Origin of the sequence: Streptomyces hokutonensis (assembly GCF_000376565.1) — a bacterium.
GTDB lineage: Bacteria > Actinomycetota > Actinomycetes > Streptomycetales > Streptomycetaceae > Streptomyces > Streptomyces hokutonensis.
In genome coordinates this window covers 17,122-32,992 of record NZ_BARG01000068.1, presented here as the reverse complement: position 1 = coordinate 32,992, position 15,871 = coordinate 17,122, and the positions used below count along the sequence as shown (strand labels likewise).

Below are 15,871 nucleotides of genomic sequence, written 5' to 3'. Positions count from 1 at the left end.
GCCGGTCCGGAGCGCGGAACCGGACCGGCCCGTTCGCCGCGCGGCGTTCCGATATCCCGTATGCAGCGCGCCTCGCGATCCGGTATGCCGTATGCACCGTGCCCGGCGATCCTGTATCCCGTATGCGCCGTGCGCCGCGATCCTGTATCCCCTATGCGCCGCGCCCGGATTCCGGTGGCCGCTCGCTCCGCGCCCGGGATTCCGGTGGCTGCTCGCTCCGCGCCCGGGAATCGGGTTGCTGTTCGCTCTGCGCCCCGGAATCAAGTTGCCGCACCTCCCGCCCCCTGACACGCTCACGCCCATGCCGACCTTCACCGCACCCGACGGAACCCGCCTCGCCGCACACGTCTCCGGCGACGGCCCGCCCCTGGTCTGCCTGCCGGGTGGACCGATGCGGGACTCGGCCTACCTCGGCACCCTGGGCGGTCTGACCGCCCATCGGCGGCTGATCCGGCTGGACCTGCGGGGCACGGGTGCGTCGGCGGTGCCCGAGGACCCCGCGTCGTACCGCTGCGACCGGCTCGTGGACGACGTCGAGGCGCTGCGTGAACACCTCGGCCTGGAGCGGATCGATCTGCTCGCGCACTCGGCCGGCGCGAATCTGGCCGCGCTGTACACGGCCCGCCACCCGGACCGGGTGGCCCGGCTGACGCTGGTCGCCCCCAGCGTCTACGCGGTCGGTATCCAGATCTCGGCCGAGGACCGGCTGGCGGTCGCGCGGCTGCGCGGGTCCGAACCGTGGTTCGGACCCGCGTTCGCCGCCCTGGAGGAGATCACCGCCGGGCGGGCCACGCCCGACTCCTGGGAGGCCATCTCGCCCTTCGCCCACGCCCGTTGGGACGAGACGGCGCGGGCCTTCGAGGAGGCCGACGCGAAGGAGAAGAACGCGGAGGCCGCGGCCGTCTACGCCGCCGAAGGCGCCTTCGGTCCGGCCGACACCCGCGCGGCGCTGGCCAGTTTCACCTCCCCGGTGCGTGTCCTCGCCGGGGAGTTCGACATCTCCGCCCCGCCGCAGGTGCTGGCCCGGTACGCGGAACTGTTCCCGAACGCCGAGTTCGTGATCCAGCCCGGCGCCGGACACATGCCGTGGCTGGACGACGCCGAGCGGTTCGTCGCGCTGGTGCTGCCGGTCAGCAGTCCCTGAACTCCGGTGACTGGTTCAGTACTTGGGACCGCAGTGAAGTGAACTTGGCATACGTCTCGCCGTCCCGCGCGGTCGGCCGGAACGCTGCCACCCGGTGGCAGTTCTGGAAGGCCAGGGCCACCCCGAAGTGGCGCTCCAGGCTGCCCCGGATCGCGTCGCTGGCCAGCGCCCGCAGGAGTTGGCCGCGTTCCTTCTCGGACGGCGGCGGGGTCTGGTTGTCGGTGAACTCCGCCGTGCCGTCGTGGAGTTCGGCGGCGAGGCCGGCGACGAGGTCGTAGGCGTACGGCAGGGACGTGCGGACCGTGTCCACGAAGTCCGCCTCGCGGATGTCACCGTGTTCGGCTTCGGCGAGGAGCTTCGGGGAGACGTCGAGAGACATGAAAAGGGGTGTCCTGTCGGGTAGTTGGGAGTGGTGGGGGGTGGGGTGGGGTGGTCGTCAGGTCAGTGCCGGTGGGCCCGGAACGTAGCCCGGGTCCACCTGGGCGGCCAGGTCGAGGCCCGTCGCCCGGTCCGCCCAGGCCCGCGCGTTGCGCAGATGGAACTCGACGGCGTGGCGGTGCAGGGTCGGCCAGTCCCGGGGGCAGGAGTCCACGGCCTCGCGCAGCAGACGCAGGGCGTGCGCGTTGTGCGGCTCCAACTCGCCCTCCGACCGGCCCTGTTCGGCGGCGCGGACGGCGGGGGAGTGGACCAGGTGGGTCAACAGGTCGTCGCCCACCTCTTGTTTGAGGAAGAGCAGGTCGTCCTCGCCGGTCACCTTGTTGCCGATCACGGCGAGCCGGATCCCGAACTCCCGTGCGTGGTCCCGGTACTGGCGGTAGACGGAGACGCCCTTGCGGGTGGGTTCGGCCACCAGGAAGGTGAGGTCGAAGCGGGTGAACAGGCCGGAGGCGAAGGCGTCGGCGCCCGCCGTCATGTCGACCACCACGTACTCGCCGGGGGTGTCGACGAGGTGGTTCAAGTACAGCTCCACCGCGCCGAGTTTGGAGTGGTAGCAGGCCACCCCGAGGTCGCTCTCCGCGAACTCGCCCGTCGCCATCAGCGGTACGTCACCCGCCCGGACCACGTGCCGGGCGTGCACCTCGTCGTCGCCGAGCAGCCGCAGCAGGCGTGAGCCGCGCCCCGGCGGGGTGGTCTTGATCATGGCCTCGGGGGAGGCGACGCGCGGGTTGGTGCCGCGCAGGAAGTCCTTGAGTTCGGTCAGGTGCTCGGCCAGGGGTGGGGCGGTGACCGGTTCGGTGCCGGGGGCCAGGGCCTCGGCCAGGTGCTGGTTGATGTCGCCGTCGATGGCGAGCACGGGGGCGCCGGAGCGTTCCAAGTGGCGGGCGAAGAGGGCCGACAGCGTGGTCTTTCCGCTGCCGCCCTTGCCGACGAACGCGACGCGCACTACCGGTCCGCCGCTTTCGCGGTTTTGAAAATGAATGTCATGTGGCTAGGTTTTAGGGGTCGGCCGCCGGGCTGTCAAATCGAGAGCGATCACGAGAGTGATCAAGGACGGGAGTCTTAATGCATAAGATGTGCAAGTGCTTGGATACTGCATCAGGGCGGCAGGCCCGGACGACCTCGACGGTGCGCGTGCCGTGATGCTCGACACCGTCTACCGCGACTTCGCCACCGGCTATGTGCCCCGCTGGCACGCCGACATCATCGACCCGGCCGCCGCCTACCTCGCCCCGGCCCGCCACACCCTCCTCGTGGCGCTCGACCCAGCCGAGGGCACGGTCGTCGCCACCGCCGCGCTCGACTCCCGTGGACCGGTCCATCCGCCGAACCCGCGCGAGCTCGCCGAGCGCTACCCCTCCGGCGAGACCGCGCAACTGCGCCGCGTCTACGTCCGCCCCGCGCACCGCCGCCGCGGCCTCGCCCGGCACCTCGTCGCCGAACTCCTCGCGTTCGCCGCGGCCGACGGCGGCTACCGCGCCGCCTATCTGCACACCGACCCCGCCGTGCCCGGCGCCGAGGCCTTCTGGCGGTCGCTCGGCAAGGTCGTGCACGACGAGCGCGACGACCCGGCCGGCGGGCAGGGAATCGTGCACTTCGAACTGGCGATGGAGCGATGACCGCGATGCGATTCCGACGAACCCGCCCTGCCCGACTGCTCCTTGGGCTCGCCCTCGCCCCGCTGCTCACCGGCTGTTTCGCCTCCGCCGGGGAGGAGAGCGGGGAGACGGCCGGGAAGTCCGGTTCGCGGCTGCGCGTCGCTCTCGCGTTCCCGCCCGCCGAGAACCTCTCCCCGTACGGCGCCGACGCCACCATCCTCAGCCGGCTCGGTGTGACCGAGGGCCTGACCTCCCTGGACGCCAACGGCTCCGCCACCCCCGCGCTGGCCCGGTCCTGGCAGCGGGAGAGCGACCGCAGCTGGCTGTTCACCCTGCGCGAGGCCACCTTCCAGGACGGCACCGACGTGACCCCGGCCCGCGTGGCCACCGCGCTCACCCACGCCACCGAGGCGAAGCCCGCCCCCGCGGCCCTCTCCGGCGTCACCCTCACCGCCGAGCCCGCGGGCGGCGCGCGGGTGCGCGTCACCACCAACTCACCTGATCCGGTACTGCCGTTGAGGCTGGCCGGTCCCGCCCTCGCCGTCCTCTCCCCGAAGGCCTACGAGAACGCGAAGGGCCGCGTCGACCCGGTCGGCACCGCCACCGGTCCCTTCGAACTGACGAAGGTCACCGGGTCCACGGCCGCCACCCTCGACCGCTTCGACGACTACTGGGGCGGCCTCGCCCACGCCTCCGGCATCGACGCGCGGTTCATCGCCGACGGCACCGCCCGCACCAACGCGCTGCGCACCGGGCAGGTCGACATGGCCGAGGCGATACCCGTCGCCCAGGCCGCGACCCTCAAGACGGCCACGCGCCGGGAGACCGCGACCACCCGCACGACGAGCCTCCAACTCAACACCAGGACAGGCCCGTTCAAGGATCCGAAGCTCCGGGCCGCCGTGCGCGAGGCCGTCGACACCGGCGCGCTGGCCAAGGGCGTCTACGAAGGTCACGCCGACGCGGGCACGGGCATCTACGGCCCCGCCGTCACCTGGGCCGCCGGCCAGCGCCAACAGCCGGTCGGGCGGGCGAAGGCGGCGGTGCCCGACGGGACGTCGATCACCCTCGCCACGTACGACAACCGGCCCGAACTGCCCGAAGCGGCCCAGGTGTTGAAGCAGCAGCTGGAAAGGGCCGGATTCCGGGTCGAGTTGGAGGTGCGCGAGTACTCGCGGATCGAGAGCGACGCGCTGGCCGGGAAGTTCGACGCGTTCGTCGCGGCCCGCAACACCCTGGTGGACACCGGGGATCCGGTCGCCGTGCTCGCCAGCGACTACACCTGCGACGGCGGCTACAACCTGGCCCTGCTGTGCGACAAGGCTGTCGACCGGGCCGTGGCGAAGGCCGAGGCCGCCGCCGACACCTCCGCGCGGCAGAGTGCCGCGATGGCGGCCGAGGCCGAGATCCTCGGCACCGACGCGGTCGTGCCGCTGGTCCATCAGCGGGTCGTCACCGGCGTCGGCGGATCCGTCGAGGGCGTCCTCCTCGACCCGTACGAGCGCACCCTCGTCGGCACCGGAACCCGGCGCTGAACCATGCCGCACCGCACGACCGCGCTGCTGTGGCGCGCCCTTCTCGCGGCCGGACTCGTCTGCGCCGTGGGCCTGTTGCCCTGGCTCTCGCACACCGACCCGGCGCTCACCGTACTCAAGGCCCGCTCGGCGGAACGTGACCCCGACCCCGAGGTCCTCACCGCCATCCGCACCCAACTCGGCCTGGACGACGGCCCGTTGCGCCTGCTCGCCCAGTGGCTCGGCGGCCTCCCCCGCGGCGACGCCGGCCGCTCGTGGATCTCCGGCGCGGAGGTCATGCCCGCAGTACTCCAAGCCCTGGGCGCGTCCCTGCTGTTGATGGGTGCGGCGCTCGTGGTGGCCGTGGTGACCGCCGGGGCGGTGTGCGCGGGCACGCTGCGGCGCGGCGGGCGTGCGGTGGGGCGGTCCGGTGGCAGCAGCGGTTGTGCGGGTCGCGCTGTGCTTCCGGGGTTTCTCGGACGGCGGTCCGGCGGCGACGATGCGGCGCCACGCGCTGCCCAGCTGGGGTTTCTCGGGCGGGGACGCGCTGATCGTCGCGCGGAGCGGCCCGGCGGGGGCGGTGGCGTGGTGCGCGCTGCGCTGCCCGAGGGGCTCGCGGAAGGGCGCGTCGGCTGGCCCGTTGGACGTTCCGGCGATGGTGATGTCGGTGGCGCGGCTGGTGCCGTGCTCCCCGGGGTTCTCGCGGAGCGGCAGAGCGGCCGGTCCGCTGGGCGTTCCGATGACGGCGGCGGTGGCGTGGTGCGCGCCGGGCTGTCCCGGGGTCTCGCGCGGAGGCGCAACGGCGGCCGGTTCGCCGGGCGTTCCGGCGATGGTGATGTCGGTGGCGCGGCTGGTGCCGTGCTCCCCGGGGTTCTCGCGGAGCGGCAGAGCGGCCGGTCCGCTGGGCGTTCCGATGACGGCGGCGGTGGTGTGGTGCGCGCCGGGCTGTCCGGGGGTCTCGCGCGGAGGCGCAACGGTCGGTCCGCCGGGCGTTCCGGCGATGGTGAAGTCGGTGGCGTGGTTCGCGCCGTGCTGCCCGGGGTTCTCGCGGAGCAGCGCAGCGGCCGGCCCGCAGGGCGCTCCGACGAAGGCGGCCGCCATGGTGGCGGCGGTGGCGCGGTTCTCGGCGCTCCGCCGGGGCGTCTCGCGCGCCGGCGCGCCGATGGTCCCGCAAGTCACCCCGGCGGCACCGCCTCCGCCGCCCTCGCCGCCCTCCCCGAGTTCCTCACCGCGTCCGTGCTCGCCACCGTCGTTGGGGTGCAGCTCGGGTGGCTTCCCGCGCTCGGGTGGTTCGGGCCGCGCTGGACCGTGTTGCCCGCGCTCGCCCTCGGGCTGCCCGCCGGGGCCGTGCTGGGGCGGCTGCTCGACGATCTGCTGCCCGGTGCCTTCGCCGAGCCGTGGGCGCGGGCCGCTGCGGCGCGCGGACTGCCCGGGCGGCGCATTGCCCGCCACGCCGTACGCCGCTGTCTGCCCGGACTGCTGCCGAACCTGGGGCTGTTCGTCGTCGGGCTGACCGGTGGGGCCGTCGCCGTCGAGCAGGTCTTCGACATCCCCGGCCTCGGCCGCACGACCCTCCAGGCCGCGCTGGCCCAGGACCTCCCCGTCCTCCAGGCCGGCGCCCTTGCCCTCCTCCTGCTCGCCGCCGTCGCCGCCGGACTCTGTCAACTCGCCACTCGCCTCCTCGCCGGATCGGCACTGCGAGCCGGGGCGCTGCCCTCGCTCCACGGATCTGCCCCAACACCCCGGCGGATCCCGCCACTTGTGTACGGCACCCTCCTCCTCGGTGTCCTCGCGCTCGGCCTGCCCCGCGACCCCCTCGCCCTGAACACCCGCCTGCGCCTCCAACACCCCACCTGGGCCCACCCGTTCGGCACCGACGCGCTCGGCCGTGATCTCCTCGCGCGGATCGCCCACGGAGCCGTCGACACCCTGCTGCTCGCCCTGACGATCAGCATCGCCGCGCTCGTGACCGGCGTTCTGCTCGGACTGCTGCCCCGGCTGTCCGGACCCCTCGTCGATACGGTGAACGCCGTACCGCCCGTCCTCGCCGCCCTGTTGGTCACCGCCGTGGCCGGCAGCGGGAGCGGTACGCCCGCCCTCGCCGTCGCCCTCCTGGCCTGGACTCCCCTCGCAGCGCACACCTCCGCACTGCTGCGCCAGGAGCGCGCGACTCTGCACGTGACCGCCACCAGGGGCCTGGGCGCGGGCCGTTGGCACGTCCTGCGCCGTTCGCTGCTGCCCGCCGTCCTGCCGCCCGTCACCCGGCACGCGCTCCTCCGCCTGCCCGGTGTCGCCCTCGCTCTCGCGTCGCTCGGCTTCCTCGGACTCGGCGCCCAACCGCCCTCCCCGGAATGGGGCTTGCTCCTCGCCGAGAACCAGCCCTACGCCGAACGCGCCCCCTGGGCGGTCCTCGCCCCCGCCGCCGTACTCGCCCTCCTCGGCGCCCTCGCGGTGACGGCGGCGGGCAGCCTACGAGCCGTAGGACAAGGGAAGTTGGCGGCCCGGTGAGCACGGCGACCGTCGTACGGACTCCGCTCCCGCCGCTGCTCCGGCTGCTGATCCTCACTCAACTCGCCTTCAACCTCGGCTTCTTCGCCGTGCTGCCGTTTCTCGCCGAGCATCTGGCGGACGTGATCGGCATGGCGGGCTGGCTCGTCGGGCTGGTGCTGGGGCTGCGGACCTTCAGTCAGCAGGGGCTGTTCGTGGTGGGCGGGGCGCTGGCCGACCGGTACGGGGTGCGGCCCGTGGTGCTCGCGGGGTGCGTGCTGCGGATCGCCGGGTTCGGCTGGCTCGGGTACGCCGAACGGACGTTGGCGGTCGTCGGGGCCGTCCTGCTCATCGGGTTCGCCGCCGCACTGTTCTCGCCTGCCGTCGAGTCGGAGGTCGCACGCCAAGCCGTCGAGTGGGAGGCAACAGGCGGAGGCCAACGGGCGCGCGTGCTCGCGCTGTTCACCGTCGCGGGTCAAGTGGGGGCGTTCGTCGGGCCGTTGCTCGGTGCGTTGCTGCTCTCGGTGGACTTCCGGGTCACCTGTCTCGCCGGGGCCGGGATCTTCGTGCTCGTACTCGCGGGGCACGCCCGGCTGCTGCCGCAGCACATCCCGGGGCGGACGCGGGTCACGGAGAAGGGCGGTACGGGGGCTCTCGTACGCAACCGGCCCTTCCTGGCGCTGTGTTGTGCCTACGGCGCCTATCTCCTCGCCTACAACCAGCTCTATCTGGCCCTCCCCGAGGAGGTCGAGCGCGCGGCGGGCTCGCAGGCGCCGCTGGCCTGGCTGTTCGCGCTGTCCTCGCTGCTCGTGGTGACCGCGCAGCTGCCGGTCACGCGGTGGGCGGGGGAGCGGCTCGATCCACGGCGGTCCATGGCGGCCGGGCTGCTGCTGATCGCCGTAGGATTCGCGGCCGTCGCGGTGGCCCGGCCCGCCCAACTCACCGGCACGACAGGGCTGTTGCCCGCCACCGTCCTCGTCGTGCTGCTCACCCTCGGCCAGATGCTCATCGCGCCCGTCGCCCGCGCCTGGGTCCCGGATCTCGCCGAACCCGGCCGCCTCGGTCTCTACACCGGGGCCCTTTCCTCCGTCTCCGGGCTGATCGTCCTCCTCGGCAGTGCGGCCACCGGCACGCTCCTCGACACGGGACTGCCCGCGGCCGTTCCGTGGCTGGTGCTGGCCGCCGTACCGGTCGCGGCGGTCACGCTGCTGCCCCGCGCGGGTGCCCCGGCCGCCGTATCCCGGTAAATCGACGAATCCGCGCACGAGTCGGCCCACCCGCGCTGAACGCCCCACGTGTCACCGCCGTACCAAGCCATGAACCAGATATGAGCTGCCCCCTAAACAGCCATCGACGGCAACGGCGGCAGCGGCCCGTGGGAGGATCCGTCACCATGAGCGCATCCCCGGCGGTACGGAGCCTGCGCGCCGCGGTGTTCGCCGCGGTGTGTGTGCTGCTGGCTGCCGCCGGGCACGGGCTCGCCACCGGCGCGACGCCCCCGCCGTGGGCGGACGGCGCCGGGTTCCTCGCCGTGTTCGGCATGGGGTTCCTGCTCGGCGGTCGGGAACGGTCCCTGCCCGGCATCGGTGCCGCCATGCTCGCCACCCAGGCGGCGCTGCACCTCGGCTTCGACCTCGCGCGGCCCCGGGCCGGGATGGCGATGGCCGGGATGGCGCACATGTCGGGGGGCGCCATGGCCCCGATGCGGCAGACGCAGGCGATGACCCCGCACGCCGTGGCCGCGCATGTCGTCGCCGCCCTCGTCGCGGCCTGGTGGCTGCGGCGCGGTGAGGCCGCCCTGTGGTCGTTGCTGCGCTGGGCCGTCGCCTTCGTACCCGGGCTGGTGGCCTGGTGGCGGGACGCCCCCGCACCCCTGTCCGCGCGCACGGTGGGTCCGGGACGCACCGGCGCCGACGCGGCCCCCTTCCGCCAGCTCCTCCTGCGGCACGCGGTCAGCCGCAGAGGTCCACCGGTCCCGATCCCGTACCCGGTCTGACCTGCCAACTTCCTTTTCCCGTACGGAGATCACCTCACCATGTCCGCATACCGCACCACCCTGCGCCGCGCAGGCACCGTCGCCGCGTTCGCCACCGCCGGAGTCCTGGCCGCCGCGGGCGTCGCCTCCGCGCATGTCACCGTCCACCCCGAGAGCTACGCCAAGGGAGCCACGGACGGAGTGCTGACCTTCCGGGTCCCCAACGAGGAGGACAAGTCCAGCACCACCAAGGTCCAGGTCTTTCTGCCCACCGACCACCCCGTCCTCGGCGTGCTGGTCACCCCGCAGAACGGCTGGACCGCGAAGGTCACCACCAGCAAGCTCAAGACGCCGGTCAAGACCGACGACGGCACCATCACCGACGCCGTCTCCGAGATCACCTGGACCGGCGGGAAGATCGGCGCCGGACAGTTCGAGGACTTCAACGTCGCCTTCGGCCAACTGCCCGATGACACCGACCAGTTGACGTTCAAGACGCTCCAGACCTACGCGGACGGCGATGTAGTGCGCTGGATCGAGGAGGCCGCGGCGGGCGAGGACGAGCCGGAGAACCCGGCGCCCGTCCTCAAGCTCACCGCCAAGGAGAGCGAGGACGGCGACGGCACCCCGGCCGCCTCGGCCTCCACGGCGGCCACCGCCACGAAGACGACGTCCGCCTCCTCGTCGAGCGGTTCGAGCAGCGACTCGACCGCCCGCGGGCTCGGCGTCGCCGGGCTGATCGTGGGCGTCCTCGGCCTCGCGGCCGGCGCCTTCGCGGTCGTCCGCAGCCGCTCGCCGCGGTCGTAGCCGCCGTAGCGCTCGAGTCGTACGGGTAGTACGGCAAGCCGAAGGGCCCGGATCCACCACCAGGTGGTCCGGGCCCTTTCGGTACGACCGGTGCTACTGCGAGACCAGTTCGAGGACTTTCTCCTCGGCCGGGGCCTCCTCGACGAGGGCGGTGCGGGAGGTGCGCCACAGCCACAGGATGTCGCGGCCGAACGACCACACCAGCGTGCCCAGCGCGAGCGCCACCACGGCGAGGTTGGCCGTGTGCGGCAGCAGGTCCGAGCCGGCCAGCAGCAGGAGGATGCCCTGGGTGGCGGCGACCGTCTTGCGGGCGGTGCTCGGCGGCAGCGGGGCGTTCAGCCACAGCCAGACGCGGGCGGCGGCCACGAACCCGTAGCGCATGGCGCCGATCAGCAGGACCCACGGGCCGAGCTGCGTCGAGACGTACACGCTGAGGACGAGGATCAGGAACGCGTCGACCTCCATGTCGAAGCGCGCGCCCAGCGCGGTGGAAGTCCCCGTGCGCCGGGCGACCTTGCCGTCGACGCCGTCCAGGATCAGGGCCACCGCCGTCAGCCCGACCAGCAGCGTGACCGGGGGCGAGCTCTCGAAGGAGTCCGCGACCAGCGCGGTCACCCCGCCGACCAGGATGGCGCGGCCGAGCGTGACCCGGTTGGCCGGGCCGAAGTTGCGCGTCCGGGACTTGTGCAGGGCCTGGGAGAGCACCGCCCAGGTGGCGATCGCGAACGCAAGTCCGGTCAGCCAGCCCGCCGGGCCCATCCCGATCGCCGTACCGAGCAACGCCAGCAACAGGATCTGAACGCCCGCTCCCACAGCGGTCTCCTGCTGGACCAGCCTTGCTTCGTATGTGTTGTTCAGGGCCACCGCACACCCTCCGGCCATATGACAGAGTCGATCAACGCCGCGTACTGTGCGCGGCCTGTGGTTACCCGTACGTGAACAGCTTCCCGATCGTTCAGGAGGATTCCGATGAAACGCACCGCCAGGGCGTTTTGGATCGGTGCACCGGGTCACGGCGAGATACGCGACGTCGTTCTGCCGGACCCCGCCGAGGACGAGGTGGTGGTCCGTTCCCTGTGGTCGGGCGTGAGCCGCGGCACCGAGACCCTGGTCTTCCGCGGGGGCGTCCCCGAGAACCAGTACGCGACCATGCGAGGACCGTTCCAAGAGGGCGACTTCCCGGGCCCGGTGAAGTACGGCTACCTCAACGTCGGTGTCGTGGAGGAGGGCCCGGCCGCGCTGCTCGGCCGTACCGTCTTCTGCCTCTACCCGCACCAGACGCGCTACGTCGTCCCCGCGAGCGCCGTGACACCGGTGCCGGACTCGGTGCCGGCCGGGCGGGCCGTCCTCGCCGGGACCGTGGAGACCGCCGTCAACGCCCTGTGGGACGCGAGGCCGCTGATCGGCGACCGGATCGCGGTGGTCGGCGGCGGGATGGTCGGGTGTTCGGTGGCCGCGCTGCTGGCCCGCTTCCCGGGCGTACGCGTGCAGTTGGTGGACGCCGACCCGACGCGTGCCAAGACCGCCGAGGCCCTCGGCGTCGGCTTCGCGCTCCCGGCGGACGCGCTCGGCGACTGCGACCTGGTCGTGCACGCCAGCGCCACCGAACAGGGCCTCGCCCGCGCCCTGGAACTCCTCACTCCCGAGGGCACGGTCCTCGAACTGAGCTGGTACGGCGACCGGAAGGTCAGCCTCCCGCTCGGCGAGGCCTTCCACTCCCGCCGCCTGGTCATCCGCAGCAGCCAGGTCGGCACCGTCTCCCCGAACCGCGCCGACCGCAGCTACGCCGACCGCCTCGCCCTCGCCCTCGAACTCCTCGCCGACCCCGCGCTCGACGCGTTGGTCACGGGGGAGAGCGACTTCGAGGAGCTGCCGGACCTGCTGCCGAGGCTCGCCTCCGGAGAGATTCCGGCACTGTGTCACCGGGTCCGATACACCGACATCGGTTGAGAATCGTTCAATCCGCTACGACAAGCGCGTCTGACCTGAGAAAAGAGTGAGAGAGGGCTGAACAGGGGGAGGCGTGCAGCCGTACTACACGGCATCCCCCGGCAGGGATCAGCCGGGGGACCAGACGCGCCGCACCTGGAGGGTCGTCCGTTGTTCAGCATCACCGTCCGCGATCACATCATGATCGCCCACAGCTTCCACGGCGAAGTGTTCGGCCCCGCGCAGCGTTTGCACGGAGCCACGTTCCTGGTGGACGCCACCTTCCGGCGCGCAGAGCTGGACGACGACAACATCGTTGTCGACATCGGACTGGCCACCCAGGAACTGGGCGCCGTCGTCAGCGAGTTGAACTACAGAAACCTCGACAACGAGCCCGACTTCGCGGGCGTCAACACCTCCACCGAGTTCCTGGCGAAGGTCATCGCCGACCGGCTCGCCGAGCGGATCGAGAAGGGCGCGCTGGGCGAGGGCGCCCGCGGTCTGGCCGCACTCCAGGTCACCCTGCACGAGTCGCACGTCGCCTGGGCGAGTTACGAGCGTGCCCTGTGAGCGACGTGACCATCGACCGCGCCCCCTCGCTGGGATTCCTGCCCGCACAGCGCGCGGCCTCCCGGAATGCCGAGATCATCCCCATGTCCCTGCGCACCGTGCACTTCGTGATGCCGGGCGGCGTCGACGACCCGGCCGCGCCGAGCGGCGGCAACGCCTACGACCGGCGGGTCAGCCTGGACCTCCCCGGCTTCGGCTGGCAGGTCCACAAGCACGCCGTCGACGGCGAATGGCCCCGGCCCGGTGCCGCCGCCCGCGCGGAACTCGCCCGGGTGCTGCGCGAGTTGCCGGACGGCGCCGCCGTACTCCTCGACGGGCTCGTGGCCTGCGGAGTCCCCGAGATCGTCGTCCCCGAGGCGGACCGGCTCGGCCTGGCCGTCCTCGTCCACCTCCCGCTCGGCGACGAGACCGGCCTCGAAGCCGCCGTCGCCGCGGAGCTGGACGCCAAGGAGCGCACGGTCCTGCGGGCGGTGTCGGCGGTCATCGGCACCAGCGACTGGGCGGTCCGCCGCCTCGTCTCCCACCACGGCCTGGCCCCCGAGCGGGTCCATGTCGCCACCCCCGGCGCCGACATCGCCCCCCTCGCCTCCGGCACCGACGGCGTCTCCCGCCTCCTGTGCGTCGCCGCCGTCACCCCGCGCAAGGGCCAGCACCGGCTGATCGAGGCGCTGGCCGCCGCGGCCGACCTGCCGTGGACCTGCACCTGCGTCGGCGGCCTCGGCACCGACCCCGAGTACGTCGACCACCTGCGCGGCCTCATCAGGCAGTACGGCCTCCAGGACCGGCTGCACCTCGCGGGCCCGCAGGCCGGCGCCCAGCTCGACGCCAGCTACGCCTCCGCCGACCTCATGGTCCTCATGTCGTACGCCGAGACCTACGGCATGGCCGTCACCGAGGCCCTGGCACGGGGTATCCCCGTGCTGGCCACGGACGTCGGCGGGCTGCCCGAGGCGGTCGGCCGCGCCCCCGACGGCGGGGTGCCCGGCATCCTCGTCCCGCCGGAGGACCCCGCCGCCCTCGCCGCCGAACTGCGCGGCTGGTTCGGCGAAGCCGATGTGCGCCGCCGGCTCAAGGCGGCGGCGCGCGGCCGGCGCGCGGCCCTGGACGGATGGGCCACCACGGCCCGCAGCCTCGCCGGTGTACTCACCCGGCTCCCCAGCGAATCCCGGAGGGCGGCATGAGGAAGACGGCGACCACCCCGCCGGCCACCGGACAGCGCATCCCCGCGCAGCCGGGCCCCCGGGGCGTACCGCTGGGGATGCTCGTGCCCCCGGCACAGACCGCAGTGGAGGACGTGATGGCGGGAACCGTTTCGGCGGACACCGGCGAGCAGGCCGGGCACGGTGCCGTGATCCCCGGCGCCGGACCCGCGACCCGCCCCGGCGAGCGGGCCACCGTACGGCTGCGCGACGTCGGCCCCGACGACCCGCCGCGCTACGCGCCCGAGTGGCTGGAGCTGCGCGAGGGCGCCGACGCCGTCGCGCGGGCACCCGAACTCCTCGACCCGCTGCGCATCCGGCTCGCCAACCTGCCCGGAAAGTCCGGGGTCGTCATCCACGACCTGGGCTGCGGCACCGGCTCGATGGGACGCTGGCTCGCCCCGCGCCTGGACGGTGCCCAGCACTGGATCCTGCACGACCGCGACCCCTACCTCCTGCACTTCGCCGCCGTCGCCTCCCCGCGTGCCGCCGCCGACGGCAGCCGCGTCACGGTGGAGACCCGGCGCGGCGACGTGGCCCGGCTGACCCCGGACGCGCTGGTCGGCGCCTCCCTGGTGACGGCCTCCGCGCTCCTGGACGTCCTCACCCGCGAGGAGGTCGACGCGCTCGTCACCGCCTGCGTCGGCGCCGGCTGCCCCGCGCTGCTCACCCTCTCCGTCGCCGGACGGGTCGAACTCACCCCGGCCCACCCGATGGACGCCGAGATCGCCGACGCGTTCAACGCCCACCAGCGGCGCGACGGACTCCTCGGCCCGGACGCCGTCACCGTCACCTGCGAGGCCTTCGCCGCGCACGGCGCCACGGTCCGCGTCCACCCGAGCGCCTGGCGCCTGGGCCCCGACGACCTCGCGCTGACCGCCGAGTGGTTGCGCGGCTGGGTCGGCGCCGCCGTCGAGGAACGCCCGGAACTGAAGGAACGCGCCGACCGCTATCTGCGGGACCGCCTCGCGGCCTGCGCGGCGGGGGAGTTGACCGTGCTGGTCCACCACAGCGACCTGCTGGCGCTGGCCCGGCCCACAGGGGGAGCGTCATGAGCGTCGAGACGATGAGGACGGTCGCACCGCGACCGGGCACCACCAGGCGCCGGGTGCGCGTCGAACGGCCCGCGCCGGTCGCACTCGAACTGCGCGCCCCGGCCACCGTCGAGGAGGTGCACAGGCGGCCCGCGCACACCCCGCCGCTGCACAGCGCGGCCGTCTCCGGCGACCGTATCGGAGTGATCGTCGCCGCACCGCGACCCGGCACCGACCGCGCCTGGGGCGCCCGCCGCGTCCTGCGCGCGATCCTGACCCGGGTGAACTCCCGCGCGGTACGCACCCACTTCGGCTCGGTCGCCGGCATCGCCATCCTCGGCGTCCTCCTGTGGCGCCTGGGCACCGGCGTCTTCCTGGACGGCCTGCGCCGCATCGACGCACCGACGCTGCTCATCGGCCTCGCGATCGGGGTCGTCACCACGGTGTTCAGCGCCTGGCGCTGGGCGCTGGTGGCGCGCGGACTGCGCATCAAACTGCCGCTCGGCCCGGCCGTCGCCGACTACTACCGCGCCCTGTTCCTCAACGCGGCCCTGCCCGGCGGCATCCTCGGCGACGTGCACCGCGCGGTACGCCACGGACAGAGCGCCGGCGACATGGGCCGCGCCGTCCGCGCCGTCGTCCTCGAACGTGTCGCCGGCCAGATCGCGCTGGCCGTCGTCGGGGTGGGGGTCCTGCTGGGCCTGGACTCCCCGGTGATGGCCGACGCCCGCAGCATCGCCCCGCTCGTCCTGCTCGGCGCCGTCGGAGCCCTCGCCGTCGTGGCCGCTGTACGGATGAACCGCCCGCCCACCGCCACCCGCCGGGGCCGCGCCCTGCGCACCACCCTCGACGAGCTGCGCGCCGGACTCTTCTCCCGCGCCAACTGGCCCGGCGTCGCCCTCTCCTCGCTGGTCGTCCTCGCCGGCCACCTCGCGATGTTCGTGGTCGCCGCGCACGCCGCCGGATCGTCCGCCACCGTCGGCCAGCTGCTCCCCATCGCGGTCCTCGCGCTGGTCGCCATGGGCCTGCCGCTGAACGTCGGCGGCTGGGGCCCCCGCGAGGGCGTCACCGCCTGGGCGTTCGGCGCCGCGGGCCTCGGCGCCAGCAGCGGCCTGTCCGTCGCCGTCATCTACGGCGTGCTCAGCTTCGCCGCCGCCGTGCCCGGCCTGTTCGTGC

General features: G+C 73.5%; 14 protein-coding genes and 1 pseudogene. 12 read left to right on the top strand and 3 right to left on the bottom strand.

Features of this window, described 5'->3' with window-relative positions; translation table 11 throughout:
* Nucleotides 1–301 precede the first annotated feature (301 nt).
* Entirely contained in the window at nucleotides 302–1,144 is an 843-nt protein-coding gene (locus SSP08S_RS38735) for an alpha/beta fold hydrolase (protein WP_043260041.1), read from the top strand.
* On the opposite strand, the gene SSP08S_RS38730 is transcribed toward SSP08S_RS38735, so the two are convergent.
* Both SSP08S_RS38730 and SSP08S_RS38725 read right to left on the bottom strand, forming a co-directional pair.
* Complete coding sequence (locus SSP08S_RS38730) at nucleotides 1,131–1,523, bottom strand: SCO5389 family protein (protein WP_019073027.1); 393 nt, start codon at nucleotides 1,521–1,523, stop codon at nucleotides 1,131–1,133. The two genes, SSP08S_RS38735 and SSP08S_RS38730, sit on opposite strands and share 14 nt — an antisense overlap.
* 57 nt (nucleotides 1,524–1,580) lie before the next feature.
* Nucleotides 1,581–2,528, bottom strand: coding sequence for an ATP-binding protein (locus SSP08S_RS38725; protein WP_019073026.1), 948 nt, complete (start codon nucleotides 2,526–2,528; stop codon nucleotides 1,581–1,583).
* A 136-nt stretch (nucleotides 2,529–2,664) separates the two neighbouring features.
* Here SSP08S_RS38725 and SSP08S_RS38720 point away from each other — a divergent pair, with 136 nt between their 5' ends.
* From SSP08S_RS38720 to SSP08S_RS38695, 6 genes are all read left to right on the top strand, one after another.
* Nucleotides 2,665–3,201 carry a GNAT family N-acetyltransferase gene (locus SSP08S_RS38720; RefSeq protein ID WP_019073025.1) on the top strand — a complete coding sequence of 179 codons (537 nt, stop codon included), beginning with the start codon at nucleotides 2,665–2,667 and terminating at the stop codon, nucleotides 3,199–3,201.
* Complete coding sequence (locus SSP08S_RS38715) at nucleotides 3,198–4,715, top strand: ABC transporter substrate-binding protein (protein ID WP_019073024.1); 1,518 nt, start codon at nucleotides 3,198–3,200, stop codon at nucleotides 4,713–4,715. Before SSP08S_RS38720 ends, SSP08S_RS38715 begins: the two co-directional genes overlap by 4 nt.
* 3 nt (nucleotides 4,716–4,718) lie before the next feature.
* Nucleotides 4,719–7,202 carry an ABC transporter permease subunit gene (locus tag SSP08S_RS61295; protein ID WP_019073023.1) on the top strand — a complete coding sequence of 828 codons (2,484 nt, stop codon included), beginning with the start codon at nucleotides 4,719–4,721 and terminating at the stop codon, nucleotides 7,200–7,202.
* On the top strand, nucleotides 7,199–8,428 hold the full coding sequence (locus tag SSP08S_RS38705) for an MDR family MFS transporter (RefSeq protein ID WP_019073022.1): 1,230 nt from the start codon (nucleotides 7,199–7,201) through the stop codon (nucleotides 8,426–8,428). The genes SSP08S_RS61295 and SSP08S_RS38705 overlap by 4 nt, the downstream gene beginning before the upstream one ends.
* A gap of 146 nt (nucleotides 8,429–8,574) precedes the next feature.
* Complete coding sequence (locus SSP08S_RS38700; RefSeq protein WP_019073021.1) at nucleotides 8,575–9,177, top strand: hypothetical protein; 603 nt, start codon at nucleotides 8,575–8,577, stop codon at nucleotides 9,175–9,177.
* Between the two features lie 39 nt (nucleotides 9,178–9,216).
* Entirely contained in the window at nucleotides 9,217–9,963 is a 747-nt protein-coding gene (locus SSP08S_RS38695; RefSeq protein WP_019073020.1) for a YcnI family copper-binding membrane protein, read from the top strand.
* 93 nt (nucleotides 9,964–10,056) lie between these two features.
* Here the strand turns inward: SSP08S_RS38695 and SSP08S_RS38690 are convergent, their stop codons facing one another.
* Nucleotides 10,057–10,827 (bottom strand): CDP-alcohol phosphatidyltransferase family protein, encoded by a 771-nt coding sequence (locus SSP08S_RS38690; protein ID WP_019073019.1) that lies wholly within the window; start codon nucleotides 10,825–10,827, stop codon nucleotides 10,057–10,059.
* Between the two features lie 105 nt (nucleotides 10,828–10,932).
* Between SSP08S_RS38690 and SSP08S_RS38685 the strand changes: the two genes are divergently transcribed.
* From SSP08S_RS38685 to SSP08S_RS63805, 5 genes and pseudogenes are all read left to right on the top strand, one after another.
* Complete coding sequence (locus SSP08S_RS38685; protein ID WP_019073018.1) at nucleotides 10,933–11,913, top strand: zinc-dependent alcohol dehydrogenase; 981 nt, start codon at nucleotides 10,933–10,935, stop codon at nucleotides 11,911–11,913.
* 150 nt (nucleotides 11,914–12,063) lie between these two features.
* A complete protein-coding gene (locus tag SSP08S_RS38680) occupies nucleotides 12,064–12,462 on the top strand; it encodes a 6-pyruvoyl trahydropterin synthase family protein (protein ID WP_019073017.1) in 399 nt (132 codons plus the stop codon).
* Nucleotides 12,459–13,643, top strand: coding sequence for a glycosyltransferase family 4 protein (locus SSP08S_RS38675; protein ID WP_019073016.1), 1,185 nt, complete (start codon nucleotides 12,459–12,461; stop codon nucleotides 13,641–13,643). The genes SSP08S_RS38680 and SSP08S_RS38675 overlap by 4 nt, the downstream gene beginning before the upstream one ends.
* Nucleotides 13,640–14,716 (top strand): hypothetical protein, encoded by a 1,077-nt coding sequence (locus SSP08S_RS38670; RefSeq protein WP_019073015.1) that lies wholly within the window; start codon nucleotides 13,640–13,642, stop codon nucleotides 14,714–14,716. Before SSP08S_RS38675 ends, SSP08S_RS38670 begins: the two co-directional genes overlap by 4 nt.
* Nucleotides 14,713–15,837, top strand: a pseudogene (locus tag SSP08S_RS63805) (lysylphosphatidylglycerol synthase transmembrane domain-containing protein); the annotation flags it as partial. The gene SSP08S_RS38670 and the pseudogene SSP08S_RS63805, both read left to right, overlap by 4 nt.
* Nucleotides 15,838–15,871: the final 34 nt, after the last annotated feature.